Origin of the sequence: Pseudoalteromonas rhizosphaerae, assembly GCF_028885455.1 — a bacterium.
Taxonomy (GTDB): Bacteria; Pseudomonadota; Gammaproteobacteria; order Enterobacterales; family Alteromonadaceae; genus Pseudoalteromonas; species Pseudoalteromonas rhizosphaerae.
In genome coordinates, this window is record NZ_CP118496.1 from 3,478,950 (window position 1) to 3,493,441 (window position 14,492).

The following is a 14,492-nucleotide window of genomic DNA, read 5'->3' on the forward strand; positions in this document are numbered from 1 at the left end:
ATAATTTGCTAACTTTATAATTTGTTAGCAATATATCTAATGTAAGTCTGTTCACTGAATAATTTGTCATTGTATTTATCAACGGATACGGTAAAAAATATGAAAACGTTTAAATGTAACTGCAAAGATAATCAAATATTGTTTTTTGAAAGTAGTCACTGCCTTGCCTGTGGCAAAACTGTTGGTATTGATGACAATTTTAACCTTGTAGAACCCTACGAATTTAATGACACAACGGGCTTATATTACAAAGCGTCAGCCCCTGATGTGCCCTATCAAAAATGTGATAACAATGCACACTATAAGGCATGCAATGGCATGGTTGATATCGACAGTTTTGTACCAGCGCCAGACACAGAAGAAGTGCTGTGTTTCGCATGTCGGTTTAATGAAACAATCCCAGATCTAAGTATTAATCAACACATTCCACTTTGGACCAAAATGGAAACAGCAAAACGCCGAGCATTGTATACACTTAAAGCGCTTTCTTTACCATTAAATAACCTCAGCCAAGATGCCGAAGGTGGCCTTAGTTTTGATTTTATAACCGACCGCAGTGTTAATGACCATTTCGTGACTAAATTAGCAGGTCTAGAAAATGTTTTTACTGGCCATAACTGCGGCCATATTACAATTAATTTGGCTGAAGCTGATGATGTCGCTCGCTCACAAACAAAGCATGCTATGGGTGAGCGCTATCGCACTTTGCTTGGTCATTTTCGTCATGAGTTAGGGCATTATTATTTTGACCAGTTAATTGCAAATTCACCGCAAAAACATGCTTTATGTAAACAATATTTTGGCGATGATTCTTTAGATTACCAACAAGCGATTGATGCCCATTATAAAAATGGCGCTCCTGCTAATTGGCATGAAAACTATATTAGTGAATACGCCACCATGCACCCTTTTGAAGACTGGGCAGAAACTTGGGCGCACTACATGCATATTATTGATACTTTAGAGACAGCAAAAAATTTCTCTATTACCGGTTCTACACTCGGTAATGAATTTGAAGTTGAGGACACTGATGAGTTAAGGCTACCGCAAAACTCGTATTACTTTAATAGCCAAACATCAATCTCAGTAATGTTGGATAGCTGGATGGAATTTTCGATTATTTTAAATTCGTTAAATCGCAGCATGGGCTTAGCTGATGCTTATCCATTTGTTTTAACACAGGCGGTACGCACTAAGCTTTCGTTTGTTCATCACGCGATCCATAACAGACTTAACCTTATGCCTGATTTAAATACAACAGCTGAGAACACATAACAACAGCTTTGATAATGTAATTTCGGCAAATGCTCTATCCGGATTAACAGCACTGACACAGATAACAAACCGCAGTATGTTATCAGCCAGCTAACACAACACATCCGCTAATGAGTATGACCTGTATTGCGTTATAAACTTTTGGTATTACAAACTAAAGCTTGCCTGATACTTAGTTGAAATTAATCGTACTCGTTCAAATGGCCAATGCTCAGCGAGCCAATGTAAGATGCATAACCGTAAGGTATTATTTAATTCCTGACTATCATTACGTAGCCAAAAAGTAATCTCACTATCGAATTCATTGTTTACCCCAGGATCGATATACACTGAGCCTAGGCAGCGTGTTTTTTTAGGGTTTAATATCGCATAAGCAAATGCTTTTTTTTCGTTAAACTCTGCGGCATGTTGAGCTAAGCTTTGACGATTCTCTTCAAGGGTCATATCGGCTTTTGGCCAATCAGGCTTGGGGGCGAATAAACCTTTTAGCTGCGGCACACTTGACATTACAGCAGTAAAATCAAGCTCGACTACCTGCTCATTTAATGGAGTAAAATAAAACGCAGTTGTTTGCAGCGCTTCTGGGGGGTTAAAATCCGTCGATACAAATAAAGACATTGCTTCCTTCCTTGCTAATATTTAACTGATAAAACCAGCCATTGTTGTTTTAATCCTATAAAATGAAAGCCGCCAATCAGTAAACAAATGATCGAGCTCCAAAGCCAAAACATCTCACTGCGTCCTAGCGGATTAGTCATTAAATATAATCCTGCAATACCGCGAAATAAATAAATCGCAGTTACCACAACTAACACAAAGCGTATGAAAGGTAGCTGTTTGAACAAACCCGCGGCTGAAAAAGCATATAACGACCAAACGCTTAATACAAAAGCGATGAAGAAAGTGATCAGCGAAGGCGTCAACTTACCCTGCTCTGCGAGCATTGCCATGTGCTCACCAGCACCGAAAAAGCGATACCACGGCGCACCAAAAACAATACAACCAAGGTGAGCGAGTGCGGCTAAAGCACTTAAGCTGCCTGCAATCAGCAAAAATAGGTTCATACACTGTCAACTAATTCACATTTAACTCCACCATAATACGAAAAAGCTATTAACTTCAAGTATTCACTGAAATTATTGTATGAAAAGCGTACATTCATAAACTAAGGTCAACATAAAATACAACTATTGCTGTTCAATTGCGAAGTCCGCGACTAAATTGTCTTGCCTGATATTCAAGCGCAACTGTAATTACACTTGAATATCAGACGCTACACATTACTTTAGTGTTTGCTCAAACGCACCTACATCGCCAGGGAAAACCACCGGTGATTCAATACCGTCTTTATTAACCGCAGCAACCCCAAAATAATAATTATCAATGACTACATTTTTAAGAGTCGCTTCACTTACATCACCCACATAGCGGCTAAACTGCCATTGTGGTTCACTGGTATAACGCCAATAGAGTCTGTACCCCGTGGTCGTTTTATCATTATTTTTTTGCCATTTTAAGGTCGTACTAGGTTGCACAGCACCTGATATTTCAACGTTATTAGGTGGTGCCGGTGCCCATGCCATTGACGCTAAACTTACCGCATTAAGCGCTGTTAATTTTGCGGTATAATCAAAATCAACGCCATCAATGGTATCACCATAAACAATACCATCCTCAGTGCGTAAGTCTTGATGTTGATGGTTATAATTTTCGTTCGTTTCCATTACCCTTACAGCAGCATAACCCATGTCGTTAAACGGGCGATGATGCCCTCCTCGACCAAAGCGATCGAGTCGATAAACTAACAATGTGTCAAGATTGGGAATATAGCGATCGGCAATGGTATCGATATAACGGGCTAAATTACGACTAGCTGAATCGACCTCGCCACCGGTAAAACGGCGTTTATGCGCTTGCTCTTTGGTTTCGATAACCCGCGTACCTTCAGAGAAAATACGTGCAGTCGTGTTATCAGTAACGCCATTAATACCAGTAATATTACCAATCATGTCATTATTGAGTACACCGTGTACTTGCCAGCCTTGCTTTTGTGCATAGTCGGCTAAAATTTTACCACCAAAAAGTCCTTGCTCTTCGCCTGAAAGCGCGGCATAAACAATTGAGCCATTAAATTTATATTTAGATAACACGCGAGCTGATTCAATCACCCCAGCAACACCCGATGCATTATCATTCGCCCCTGGTGCGTCGCTGGTAAAATCCATTACATCGCTGACCCGTGAATCAATATCGCCCGACATCATCACCATCCGGTTTGGCTGATCAGTACCGCGTTGAATAGCAATAATATTCACCACTTCAACAGGATTTGGAATACGCTTTTCGCCAGAAATGGTATCTTTAACTTCTATTACTTCTAAACAGCCACCGCATTGCTGAGAAATTTTCTCAAACTCAGCCTTGATCCAACGCCGAGCTGCACCAATTCCTCGGGTGTTTGATTTCGTTTCTGATAACGTATGACGAGTGCCAAAATCAACAAGTGTTTGAATATCACTGCCAATACGTGTTGCTGAAACATCAGTGGCAATATCATGAAGCTTGGTTTGATCTTGATAATTTAGCTCAGCGGCCAAGGTGCTTGTTGAAATAAACAATGTAGTTATTAAAATAGCGGGCTTGAGGGTCGATAGCTGATAGGTTTTATGATCAGACATAGTGTTGATGCTCTTTATTATTTGATAAATATACAATACGTGAGCAGTTACCTGCTGCAAATAATTTTGAGACCAACACCTGTTTAACTCGTTCAATCACTGATTGGTTAGATAAACGGGATAATAATCGCGGTATGAACAAATATACGTCAATAAAAAACCCACCAATATAGTGGGCTTATGCATAGTAAAACTATCGTATGTTAAACAACACCTTGCTCAATCATAGCATCTGCTACACGACGAAAAGCAGCAATATTAGCACCTAACACTAAATTACCAGGTTGATCAAATTCAGCGGCTGTATTACTTGCAGTATCAAAGATATTTTTCATTATTTGTTGCAGCTTAGTATCGACCTCTTCGAATGTCCACATTTGCATACTGGCATTTTGCGCCATTTCTAATTGGCTCGTCGCAACACCACCCGCATTAGCTGCTTTGCCAGGGCCATAGGCTATTTTAGCAGCAAGCAACACATCGACCGCTTCTTTAGTACTTGGCATATTTGCGCCTTCACAAACTAATATACAGCCATTGCTTATTAACGTTCGCGCATCAGCTTCAGTTAACTCATTTTGCGTCGCACAGGGAAAAGCAGCATCAGCAACAAAACGCCATACCGCATGTCCATCACTTGGGTAATCTGCACAAGCAATATACTTCGCATCGCTGTGGGTTTCTAAATAGACAGCTAAACTTTCACGCGCACCTTCTTTAAGCTTTTTAACAAGTGCAACATCAATACCTGATTCATGATACAGCGTACCGCTTGAATCACTGCAAGTGATAGGTGTTGCCTCTAATTGATAAAGTTTTTCCATCGCGTAAATTGCCACGTTCCCGGCACCAGAAACTGAACAGCGCTTACCTTTAAGTGAGTCATCATTGTCTTGCAACATGTAATTGGCAAAATAAACAGCGCCATATCCTGTCGCTTCTTTTCGAGCCAATGATCCACCCCACAATAAACTTTTGCCGGTAAACGCACCGTCGTAACGTCCGGTCAACCGTTTATATTGACCAAACATATAGCCTATTTCGCGTGCCCCAACGCCAATATCACCCGCAGGCACATCGGTGGTTGGGCCGATATGACGATACAGCTCGTTGATAAATGATTGGCAAAAACGCATTATTTCGCTGTCAGAGCGACCCTTAGGATCAAAGTTTGCGCCGCCTTTACCACCACCAATCGGTAAGCCAGTTAACGCATTTTTAAAAATTTGCTCAAACCCTAAAAATTTTATGATGCTGGCATTTACACTTGGATGGAAACGTAAACCACCTTTGTATGGACCTAAGCTTGAGTTAAATTCAATTCGATAGCCTTTATTGACATGAATATTACCGTCATCATCAACCCAAGGGACTCTAAACATAATTTGACGTTCAGGTTCAACTAGACGTTGAATAATCGCATTTTTTTGATAGTCGGCTGAGTTTTCAAGAATAGGTTCAAGTGATTCAAGCACTTCTTCAACGGCTTGATAAAATTCGCATTGTGCTGGGCTAGTTTGTTTTAAATGTGCAATGGTATCATGGATATAATTCATAATTATTCTTCCGTGTTAAAAGTTATGCTTGTCTCAGATGTTAAAATAGACGTGATCAAGTTTATGGGTCATCTAGTTAAGAGCCTTAAAAATTGTAATATTTTTAACACTGTAACATGATAAACCTATATATTTAACGTTCGATAACGTGAATTATTTTTGAGTTGATACGCAAGAGCAACAATTAACGCTCATTAAAAAAGAATATAAATTTATGAGATGTGAATAAATAAAGATTTAAATACTAACGCAGAGAGCAGCTTAAAACACCGATGCTTAAAGTGGGGTTAAAAATCATATCCGTACGATATAAATACGGATATGAACACGTAAATTATTCGCCGCTTGCCTCTGGACGAAGTTGTAGCTGTAAACCAGTTAAAAAGTTACGTAATATTTGGTCATTACATACACGATAATGCTTGTTATCGGCTTTACGAGAAAATGCACTTAACTCATGCTTACTCAAACTAAAATCAGTTAAGGCAAGGACATCGATCACGTCTTCCGTTTTCATATTTAATGCGATACGTAATTTCATTAAAATAATATTATTATTTAATTTACTTTCTGGCGCTGGTTGCTCACCGTCGCGCTTACCGCGCTTTGTATTAATAAAACCATTTAAAAAAATGGCAAACTCAGTATCACTTGGATCTACGTAACCCTCTTCCCCTTCTCTGGTTAGCCAACCAATCACTTGTTGTTGAGTCACGTCATGATCTGCTGCAGCAAAAATTTCAATCATGGTAGTATCAGCTAAATTAAAGGTATAGCGAAGGCGGCGTAAAATATCATTATTAGTCAAAGTAAATTCCAGAGTAAGATAAGACAACCAAGCAGGTATTGCTGGCTTATGAGTAGCCATACAGTTTAGCAGAGTTAACAAGGTCACCCTATTGATTTTTTGTTTTGCTCAACATCCCCATTATGAAGGAACGGCATGATTGATTTAACGCCATTTACTACCGATGCATACCTAGTAGCAACAATCCAAAGTAAGCAAGACACGCTAAAGATTTTTGAAAATGCTGATTATCGTTGGCTTACACTCGGGGATAAGCTAACTTTACAAGGTGTAATGGAAAAATCACAACCGCAGCAAGTATGTAATCCGGTAAATCAAGCTATGCTGCTATTCTTGCTTTGTAGCGAACCCTACTCACAGATATTAAATTTAGGTTTAGGCAGCGGTTGTTTTGAACGAGCAGTGACTAATAAAGCCGGATTTGAATTAACGACTGTCGAAATTAATCCGAATGTAATTAAAGCAGCTAAGCAGTATTTTTTCCTCAATGACAACAATCATATTGTAGCGCAATGTGCTGAACAATTTATTGCTCAAAGTAGCCGCAAATTTGATGTGATTTTAATTGATGTTTTTAGTGGTAAATCGCAGCCAGCGTTTTTACAAAAGCAGGCATTTTTGTGCGACTGTCATGCTCGACTTAGCACATACGGTAAGATCTGCATCAACTTTACTGCAAAAAATAAACAACAATTAATCGCTCTACTAACGACACTTCGAAGTCTATTCAGTCATATTGTGGTGATTGAATTTAACCAATATAAAAATATTGTGCTGATCGCCAGTGAGCAACGCCTTGATGCTATTAATATTGAACAGATAAAACAGCACAACAATTTTAGCTCGCCTGATTTAGCTGCTGAAATTAAACAATTATTTCATATACCTAAGCTTGATTAAAAATGCGAGCCTGGTTGAGCTAAAAACGCAACTTCCTCGGCGCTGGACTGACGCCCTAAAATAGCATTTCGGTGTGGGTAGCGACCAAACTGATCGATAATATTTTTATGGGCAAGTTCATAATCTTCATTACTCAAACCTTTAAATAATACCATCGCCTGTTGGTGTATAAAGCTCGATTCGCTGTGCATAAACGGCATATAAAAAAACCCCCGCTGCTCAACAGGTAATAATTGATCAAAGCCTTTTTCGATTGCCAACTGTGCCAATGTTAACGCTTGCGGATCTTGACTAAACGCGTGAGGGGTATCCCGGTAAATATTACGAGAAAACTGATCAAGCACAATCACTTCAGCTAATGCACCTAAGGCAGTCACTCGCCAAGACGCATACTCGCCTTTTGTAATAGCTATCAACAGATCACTAAATGTATCTCGTATCTTAATATCTGTAGCATCAGATTTTTTATACCAACCAGATGGACCAAGTTCATCAAACCAATAATCAATTACTACTTGATAACTAAACATAAATTTCCCTTAGTTGCCTAATACCTTGGCTGGATCCACTCTTGTTGCCTGCCATGCAGGGTAAATAGTGGCTAACACTGCCAACACAAAAGTTACAATAACAGTGATCACAATATCTTGCCATACCAGCTTACTGGGTAAAAACTCAATAAAATACACCCCTTCCAGCGGGTTTGAGCCTAACAACTGACTCAGTAGGGTAAAAAGCTCACTGATGTTCAGCGCCAGTATCACACCTATAAATGAGCCCAGTACCACGCCAATAAATGCTTGGCTAAGTCCTTGTAAAATAAAGGTCGCTAATATCGTAATGTCTTTAGCGCCCATGGTTTTTAATATCGCTATGTTGGCCTGTTTTTCACGTACTTCCATCACTAATGACGAAACAATATTAAAACTTGCCACCGCAATGATTAAAAACACCACAATATAAACAATGGTTCTGACCATTTGTATATCTTGGTATAAGCTACCTTGGGTTCTAAACCAGCTAGAGATATAAACATAATCATCAATTGTTTGGCCAACCCGTAGCGCAATTTGGTGCGCTTGAAAAACATCGGTTACTGCTAAGCGAAGCCCTGTTACTTGCAGTGGTTCATAACCAAGTACTGATTGCGCCTTACTGAGATGGATGAAGGCAGCAGAACTATCAATAGGGCCACCCATTTCAATAATACCCGCAAGGGTTAAAGTGACCCTTTTGGGTGCTAAAATCTCAGTACTTATCTCGTTAACTTGCGGGATCAATAGGGTAATTAACTCCCCTTGCTTAACACCTAATTGTTTAACAATTTGTTGGCCTAAAATAATTTCGTCTTCGCTTATTTGGCTGACCAACTTGCCATGGGTAAACTGATTAACCGCCGATACGTCACTTTCTAGAGCAGGATCAACCCCTCGCACTTCAACCGCTTTTAGTTCACTTTTGTATTGCGCCATGCCATTGACACTAATAAAAGGTGCTGCACCGGTTACGCCACGTTGCTCTGAGAGCTTTTGAACTTTATCCGGCCAGTTATCAATTGGACGATTAGGCGCAACATATTCAACTTGTGGCACAACGCTTAATAAGCGATGTACTAGTTGTTGTTCAAAGCCATTGATCACCGACAAAGCAACAATTAACACTGCAACGCCGAGTAAAATACCAATGGTTGACGCTTTGGCAATAAAACTAACAAAGCCATTTTTTTCATCGCTGCTGCCGGAGCTTGCTCTAAAACGTTTACTTAAATAGGCACTAAGCAACATGGCTGGCCTCTTTAATTGCCAATTTCCCATCATCAAGGTAAGCAATTTTACCCAGCTTATCGGCTAATTCTAAGTCGTGCGTCACCACTACAAAACTGGTATTCAAACTGCTATTAAGCTCTTTGATCAAATCGTAAATTTTAATCGCATTTTGTTTGTCTAAGTTACCTGTTGGCTCATCGGCCAATACTAAATCAGGTTCGCTCACCAATGCCCGCGCAATTGCCACCCGTTGACGCTCTCCACCAGAGAGCATTGATGGTTTATGGCTACTACGGTGCGATAGCCCTACTTTATCGAGCATTACGAGGGCTTTAGCATTGGCTTTTTTAGCGCTGAGACCTTTGATCAAAAGCGGCATCGCAACATTTTCTAACGCGTTAAACTCCATTAATAAATGATGGAACTGATAAATAAACCCTAAATGCTCATTACGAAATTTTGCTTGCTCAGCACGTGATAGCTTAGCAACTTGTTGACCTTTAATTTTTGCCACACCGGCACTTTGTGAATCCAAAGTCCCCAAAATGTGCAGTAAAGTACTTTTACCAGAACCAGAGCTGCCAACGATAGCCAGCATCTCACCTTGTTGTAAGGTTAAATCAACCCCTTTTAAAACCTCAACGTGATTTTCACCATCTTGATACACTTTACTTAACTGTTCACATTGGATAACTAAATCATTCATAGCGCAATACCTCTGCTGGGCTAACATTGGCAGCTTTACGCGCCGGATATAAAGTGGCTAAAAAGCTCATGGTAATACTGCCTACGGCAATCAGCGATAAGCTCATTACGTCAAATTTTACTGGTAAGGCAATCCCTGTTAACAAGTTTAAACCTATGCCTGCCAGCACTTCGTTGATATAAGCACTGAGTAATAAGCCAAGGGCTGCACCGATACTGGTGCCAATCAAACCATTGTACAAACCTTGGATCATAAATACTTGCTGCACTTGAGCCGGCGTTAAGCCAAGCGTTTGTAAAATAGCCACTTCACTTTGTTTTTCGCTCACCATCATGGTCAACGCAGAGACAATATTAAATACCGCAACTAATACAATCAGCGCCAGCAGCATCGACATAATGCGTTTTTCCATTGCGACTGCTGCAAACAAAGTACCTTGTGACTGGCGCCAATCGGTGACTGTATGTTGACTTAAAATTGCACTAGCTGAAGCGCTAAAGGCATCTAGTTGAAAAGGATCGTTCAGTGAAATACTCAAATTAGGAGCACTAGTTTGTGGCAACTTTAATACCCGTTGTAGCGATTCGCCGCTAGTAAAAGCAAGTCCCATATCAATTTCAGAACCTGTTTCATAAATGGCAGCAACGGTGAACAAACGTTGGCTTGGTACGCGACCTAAAGGTGTATAGGTTGACGCATTAGGCATGATCACGCGCACTTTATCACCTAAACCAATTCCCAGTTTACGTGTTAAATAACGACTAACCGCAATGTGATAGCGCGATGTCATGACTGTTTGCCAATTACCTTGAATAACTTTATCGCTGATTTTATAAAGCGATGCGTTATCGTCGTACAAACCTTGCAATAGCACGCCATGTAAATCGCGATTGGTTTGTAAAATGGCTTCACCATGGCGATACAAACTCGCTCTTTTCACAAATTTGGACGCAACAATGGTATCTTGCAGCTGGATCATTTGTGCTTGAGTTTGTCCATCAGACGCAATTTCAACATGAGGAATGAGGCCCAACATATTGGTTTTAAGGTTATTTTCAAAACCATTCATCACTGAGCTGACAGTAAATAATGCCATTAAACCAATGGCGATACCGGCAATGGAGAAAAACGAAATAAAAGAGATAAATGCGTTCCCTTTCGAGGAGCGACTGTATCTCAGCCCGATAAACAGGCTAACAGGTTGAAACATAATTATTTATGGTCACATTTAATGCCAATTCAGCGCTCATACTAGCATAAATAAAGCGCCATTGGGTATGCGCAAAAGTGTAAAAATTCATGACAAATCAACTGCTGTATCAAAATTAAGCCGCTTTATTTAAACTTTTAGTTTAGAGATTTAATAAGGTGATCGAGTAATGCTCTGACATTGGTCGCAACAAATTGTCGCGGAGGATACACTCCCCATACACCTTCTGGTTTTGGCTGATTATTGGTTAAAATAGGCACTAAATCACCCGTGGCTAAATCACTCTCAATGTAGTAGTTTGGCACTTGTATGATGCCAAGACCCTTTTTAGCTGCATCAGCTAACGCCCAGCCACTATTACACTGTAACCGCCCCGCAATTTTAATATGTTTATCACGCCCTTGCTCACACACCCGCCAATAACTGCTGTTGCCGACTAAGCATTGATGGTGCTGTAATTCAGCTAATGTGTGAGGTTCGCCAAAACGGGCTAAATAGGCTTTTGAGCAGCAAATTACAAAATGACGTGCACTTAAGCGTCGTGCTTTTAAGCTAGAGTCTTTTAAATGACCAAGGCGAATAGCTAAGTCAAAGCCGCCCTCAAGTAAATTTTCTTGTTCATTGCTCAGCGCCATCACCACTTCTACATCAGGGTGCAGTTGCATAAAAGTATGCACTGCTGGCATCACGAAGCTTTCGCCATACATAACCGGAGCTGTAAGTTTAATTTTACCTTTAGGAGCATTTTGCTGTTGTGCTAATAACGCGGTGGCGTCGTCCATTGCATGCTGTAAATGTTTTGTTTGATGTAAAAAGACTTCGCCTTCTTTAGTCAGTACAACTTTACGGGTAGTACGCGTTAATAATTGGGTATTTAAGCGCTGCTCTAATTGCGTTACATGGCGGCTTATGTGTGCAACGGATACCCCTAATGTGGTTGCAGCGCGGGTAAAGCTGCCTTCTTCACCGACTGCGATAAATTCGTCTATGCCTAACCAACGACTCATTATTACCATACTGTAAAAGTGTTTTATTAAAATGAAGATTAACATTGTTTGAGAAACAAATAAAATAGCGTTATTGTTTTCAAGTCATCTTCGTATTTAACCAGCAAGAGAATTACTATGTCTGAATTTATAAAATCAAAAGCCGCAATTGCTTGGGGTCCAAATCAACCACTATCTGTAGAAGAAGTGGATGTAATGATGCCTAAAAAAGGCGAAGTAATGGTAAAAATTACTGCTACTGGCGTATGTCACACCGATGCATTTACATTATCAGGTGCCGATCCTGAAGGGATTTTCCCAGCCATTTTAGGGCATGAAGGCGCTGGTGTTGTTTATGCTATCGGCGAAGGCGTAACCAGTGTTGCTGTGGGCGATCATGTTATTCCTTTATATACTGCAGAATGCGGTGTATGTAAAATGTGTACTTCAGGCAAAACAAACTTGTGTTCCGCTGTACGTGAAACGCAAGGTAAAGGCTTAATGCCAGACGGCACGACTCGCTTTTTCAAAGATGGCCAACCAATTTATCACTACATGGGCACATCAACCTTTTCTGAATATACGGTACTGCCAGAGATCTCACTGGCTAAAGTAAACAAAGCAGCATCACTTGAAGAAATTTGCTTACTGGGCTGTGGTGTTACAACTGGTATGGGCGCGGTCACAAACACTGCAAAAGTTCAAGCAGGCGATACCGTTGCTATCTTTGGTTTAGGTGGTATTGGTTTATCAGCAATTATCGGCGCGAAAATGGCTGGTGCCTCGCGTATTATCGGTATTGATATCAACACATCTAAGTTTGATTTAGCCACTAAATTAGGTGCCACAGACTTGATCAATCCAAAAGATTTCGATAAGCCTATTCAAGAAGTTATTGTCGAGATGACCGATGGTGGCGTTGATTTCTCATTTGAGTGTATAGGTAATGTTGATGTCATGCGCTCAGCCCTTGAATGTTGTCATAAAGGTTGGGGGGAATCGGTGATCATTGGTGTTGCTGGTGCAGGACAAGAAATTTCAACTCGCCCATTCCAGCTAGTCACTGGCCGCGTCTGGCGTGGTAGCGCATTTGGTGGGGTTAAAGGTCGTTCACAACTACCTGAGATTGTTGAACGTTACATGGCTGGCGAATTTGCATTAAATGACTTTATCACTCATACCATGGGTCTTGAAGACATAAACGACGCGTTTGATTTAATGCATGAAGGCAAAAGTATTCGTACTGTGATCCACTACTAATATTAAAAATACAGATACCACATAGGGTGTAAGCTATGTGGTATTTTAGCGAGGAATCCATGTTAGATAATTTAAGCGCCACAAAAGTTAGCGGTGGCTGGCACAAGCAATACAGCCATACATCTACAAGCACCCATTGCCCAATGCGGTTTGCTATTTTCTTGCCACCCGGTGCCAGCCAAACTAATAAAGTACCGGTGCTGTATTGGTTATCAGGCTTAACCTGTACGGATGAAAATTTTATGCAAAAAGCAGGTGCATTTAAAAAAGCGGCAGCGCTTGGTATTGCTATCGTTGCACCTGATACCAGTCCTCGTGGCGACACTGTGCCAGACCAAGACAGTTATGATTTTGGCCAAGGCGCAGGGTTTTATTTAAACGCCACCCAAGCCCCCTATAACACGCACTATAATATGTATGATTATGTGGTAAATGAATTGCCTTCGCTAATTGAACAGCACTTTCCCGTGACTGATAAAAAAGCGATTAGCGGGCATTCTATGGGGGGGCACGGTGCGTTGATGATTGCATTGCGCAATCCAAAAAGTTACACCAGTGTTTCTGCTTTTAGCCCAATCACTAACCCTATTGACTGTCCTTGGGGGCAAAAAGCGTTTAGTCAGTACTTAGGAGATGATCAATCACAATGGGCCAATTACGATAGCTGTGAACTAATGAAAAAGGCACACAGTAACGAATTTTTACCAATGCGTATTGACCAAGGTGATGCCGATAATTTTTTAGTCGAGCAACTAAAACCAGACAACCTAACTGCAGTAGCAAAGCAAGTTAATTACCCGCTAACGTTGAATATGCACGCAGGCTACGATCATAGTTACTTTTTTATCAGCAGCTTTATCGACGAACACTTATCATTTCATCAAGTGTATCTTCAGCGTTAATTGTATCCTCTACTGTGAGGTTGTCAGTCGTTACTTCCTCACATTGTTGTATTGATTTAGTTATTCTTTTGCATACCAGAGTAGGCTCTGAGCTTTCTTGCACTAACCCCACTAAAAAACGATCTACTTCGATGCCTAAGTCCGCAAATGACAAAGTCTGTTCATGACTAAAGTAAGTATTATCTTGAGGCGATACATGTGCGGGGGCCTGCGCTAAATCAGCATCATAATTTGTATCCGCTTTTGAATAAATAACTCCATCAACTAATACACCCGCTACAGTGCACGCGCTTAGTAATTGGCTGACAAGTAAAACGCTAATAAAGTGCTTGAACATAAATTTAATCCTTTATATCCCATTGCTTAAATGCGTGAGTTATTATTTAACTACCTCGAATGAGCCAGTTTTTAATAGAATTAGTATTGCTTAGTGGTTGTATCTGGA

15 protein-coding genes are annotated in these 14,492 nt (G+C 40.4%); 4 read left to right on the plus strand and 11 right to left on the minus strand.

The genetic code is table 11. The features are described from left to right. Positions 1 to 99: 99 nt before the first annotated feature. Entirely contained in the window at positions 100 to 1,275 is a 1,176-nt protein-coding gene (locus PVK79_RS14905) for a zinc-binding metallopeptidase family protein (RefSeq protein ID WP_257326087.1), read from the plus strand. A 147-nt stretch (positions 1,276 to 1,422) separates the two neighbouring features. On the opposite strand, the gene PVK79_RS14910 is transcribed toward PVK79_RS14905, so the two are convergent. The 5 genes from PVK79_RS14910 to PVK79_RS14930 all read right to left on the minus strand — a co-directional run bounded on the left by PVK79_RS14910 (position 1,423) and on the right by PVK79_RS14930 (position 6,317). Next, a complete protein-coding gene (locus PVK79_RS14910; RefSeq protein ID WP_182830722.1) occupies positions 1,423 to 1,893 on the minus strand; it encodes a hypothetical protein in 471 nt (156 codons plus the stop codon). Positions 1,894 to 1,907: 14 nt separating this feature from the next. Continuing rightward, on the minus strand, positions 1,908 to 2,339 hold the full coding sequence (locus tag PVK79_RS14915) for a hypothetical protein (RefSeq protein WP_182717430.1): 432 nt from the start codon (positions 2,337 to 2,339) through the stop codon (positions 1,908 to 1,910). Positions 2,340 to 2,555: 216 nt separating this feature from the next. Further along, a complete protein-coding gene (locus PVK79_RS14920) occupies positions 2,556 to 3,953 on the minus strand; it encodes a M28 family peptidase (RefSeq protein ID WP_182734237.1) in 1,398 nt (465 codons plus the stop codon). Positions 3,954 to 4,156: 203 nt separating this feature from the next. Then, positions 4,157 to 5,509, minus strand: coding sequence for an NADP-specific glutamate dehydrogenase (gene gdhA / locus PVK79_RS14925; RefSeq protein WP_257326088.1), 1,353 nt, complete (start codon positions 5,507 to 5,509; stop codon positions 4,157 to 4,159). 334 nt (positions 5,510 to 5,843) lie between these two features. Next, positions 5,844 to 6,317 carry a YehS family protein gene (locus PVK79_RS14930; protein ID WP_145233406.1) on the minus strand — a complete coding sequence of 158 codons (474 nt, stop codon included), beginning with the start codon at positions 6,315 to 6,317 and terminating at the stop codon, positions 5,844 to 5,846. A 135-nt stretch (positions 6,318 to 6,452) separates the two neighbouring features. Here PVK79_RS14930 and PVK79_RS14935 point away from each other — a divergent pair, with 135 nt between their 5' ends. Next, entirely contained in the window at positions 6,453 to 7,217 is a 765-nt protein-coding gene (locus PVK79_RS14935) for a spermidine synthase (RefSeq protein WP_182777622.1), read from the plus strand. On the opposite strand, the gene PVK79_RS14940 is transcribed toward PVK79_RS14935, so the two are convergent. The 5 genes from PVK79_RS14940 to PVK79_RS14960 all read right to left on the minus strand — a co-directional run bounded on the left by PVK79_RS14940 (position 7,214) and on the right by PVK79_RS14960 (position 11,906). Beyond that, positions 7,214 to 7,747 carry a DUF924 family protein gene (locus tag PVK79_RS14940; protein ID WP_182759328.1) on the minus strand — a complete coding sequence of 178 codons (534 nt, stop codon included), beginning with the start codon at positions 7,745 to 7,747 and terminating at the stop codon, positions 7,214 to 7,216. The genes PVK79_RS14935 and PVK79_RS14940 overlap by 4 nt on opposite strands. A 9-nt stretch (positions 7,748 to 7,756) precedes the next feature. Then, on the minus strand, positions 7,757 to 9,001 hold the full coding sequence (locus tag PVK79_RS14945; RefSeq protein WP_257326089.1) for a lipoprotein-releasing ABC transporter permease subunit: 1,245 nt from the start codon (positions 8,999 to 9,001) through the stop codon (positions 7,757 to 7,759). Beyond that, positions 8,991 to 9,689, minus strand: a complete 699-nt coding sequence (lolD, locus tag PVK79_RS14950; protein WP_145233154.1) for a lipoprotein-releasing ABC transporter ATP-binding protein LolD — start codon at positions 9,687 to 9,689, stop codon at positions 8,991 to 8,993. The genes PVK79_RS14945 and lolD overlap by 11 nt, the downstream gene beginning before the upstream one ends. Beyond that, positions 9,682 to 10,899: a lipoprotein-releasing ABC transporter permease subunit gene (locus PVK79_RS14955; protein WP_145233153.1), complete on the minus strand. Its 1,218-nt coding sequence runs from the start codon at positions 10,897 to 10,899 to the stop codon at positions 9,682 to 9,684. Before PVK79_RS14955 ends, lolD begins: the two co-directional genes overlap by 8 nt. A gap of 137 nt (positions 10,900 to 11,036) precedes the next feature. Further along, a complete protein-coding gene (locus PVK79_RS14960; protein WP_179959209.1) occupies positions 11,037 to 11,906 on the minus strand; it encodes a LysR family transcriptional regulator in 870 nt (289 codons plus the stop codon). A gap of 117 nt (positions 11,907 to 12,023) precedes the next feature. On the opposite strand from PVK79_RS14960, the gene PVK79_RS14965 reads away from it, so the two are divergent. Both PVK79_RS14965 and fghA read left to right on the plus strand, forming a co-directional pair. After that, positions 12,024 to 13,145 carry an S-(hydroxymethyl)glutathione dehydrogenase/class III alcohol dehydrogenase gene (locus PVK79_RS14965; protein ID WP_145233151.1) on the plus strand — a complete coding sequence of 374 codons (1,122 nt, stop codon included), beginning with the start codon at positions 12,024 to 12,026 and terminating at the stop codon, positions 13,143 to 13,145. Between the two features lie 59 nt (positions 13,146 to 13,204). Then, entirely contained in the window at positions 13,205 to 14,047 is an 843-nt protein-coding gene (fghA, locus tag PVK79_RS14970; protein WP_182730618.1) for an S-formylglutathione hydrolase, read from the plus strand. Here fghA and PVK79_RS14975 read toward each other — a convergent pair. After that, positions 14,001 to 14,384 carry a hypothetical protein gene (locus PVK79_RS14975; RefSeq protein WP_182759329.1) on the minus strand — a complete coding sequence of 128 codons (384 nt, stop codon included), beginning with the start codon at positions 14,382 to 14,384 and terminating at the stop codon, positions 14,001 to 14,003. The two genes, fghA and PVK79_RS14975, sit on opposite strands and share 47 nt — an antisense overlap. Between the last annotated feature and the right edge of the window lie 108 nt (positions 14,385 to 14,492).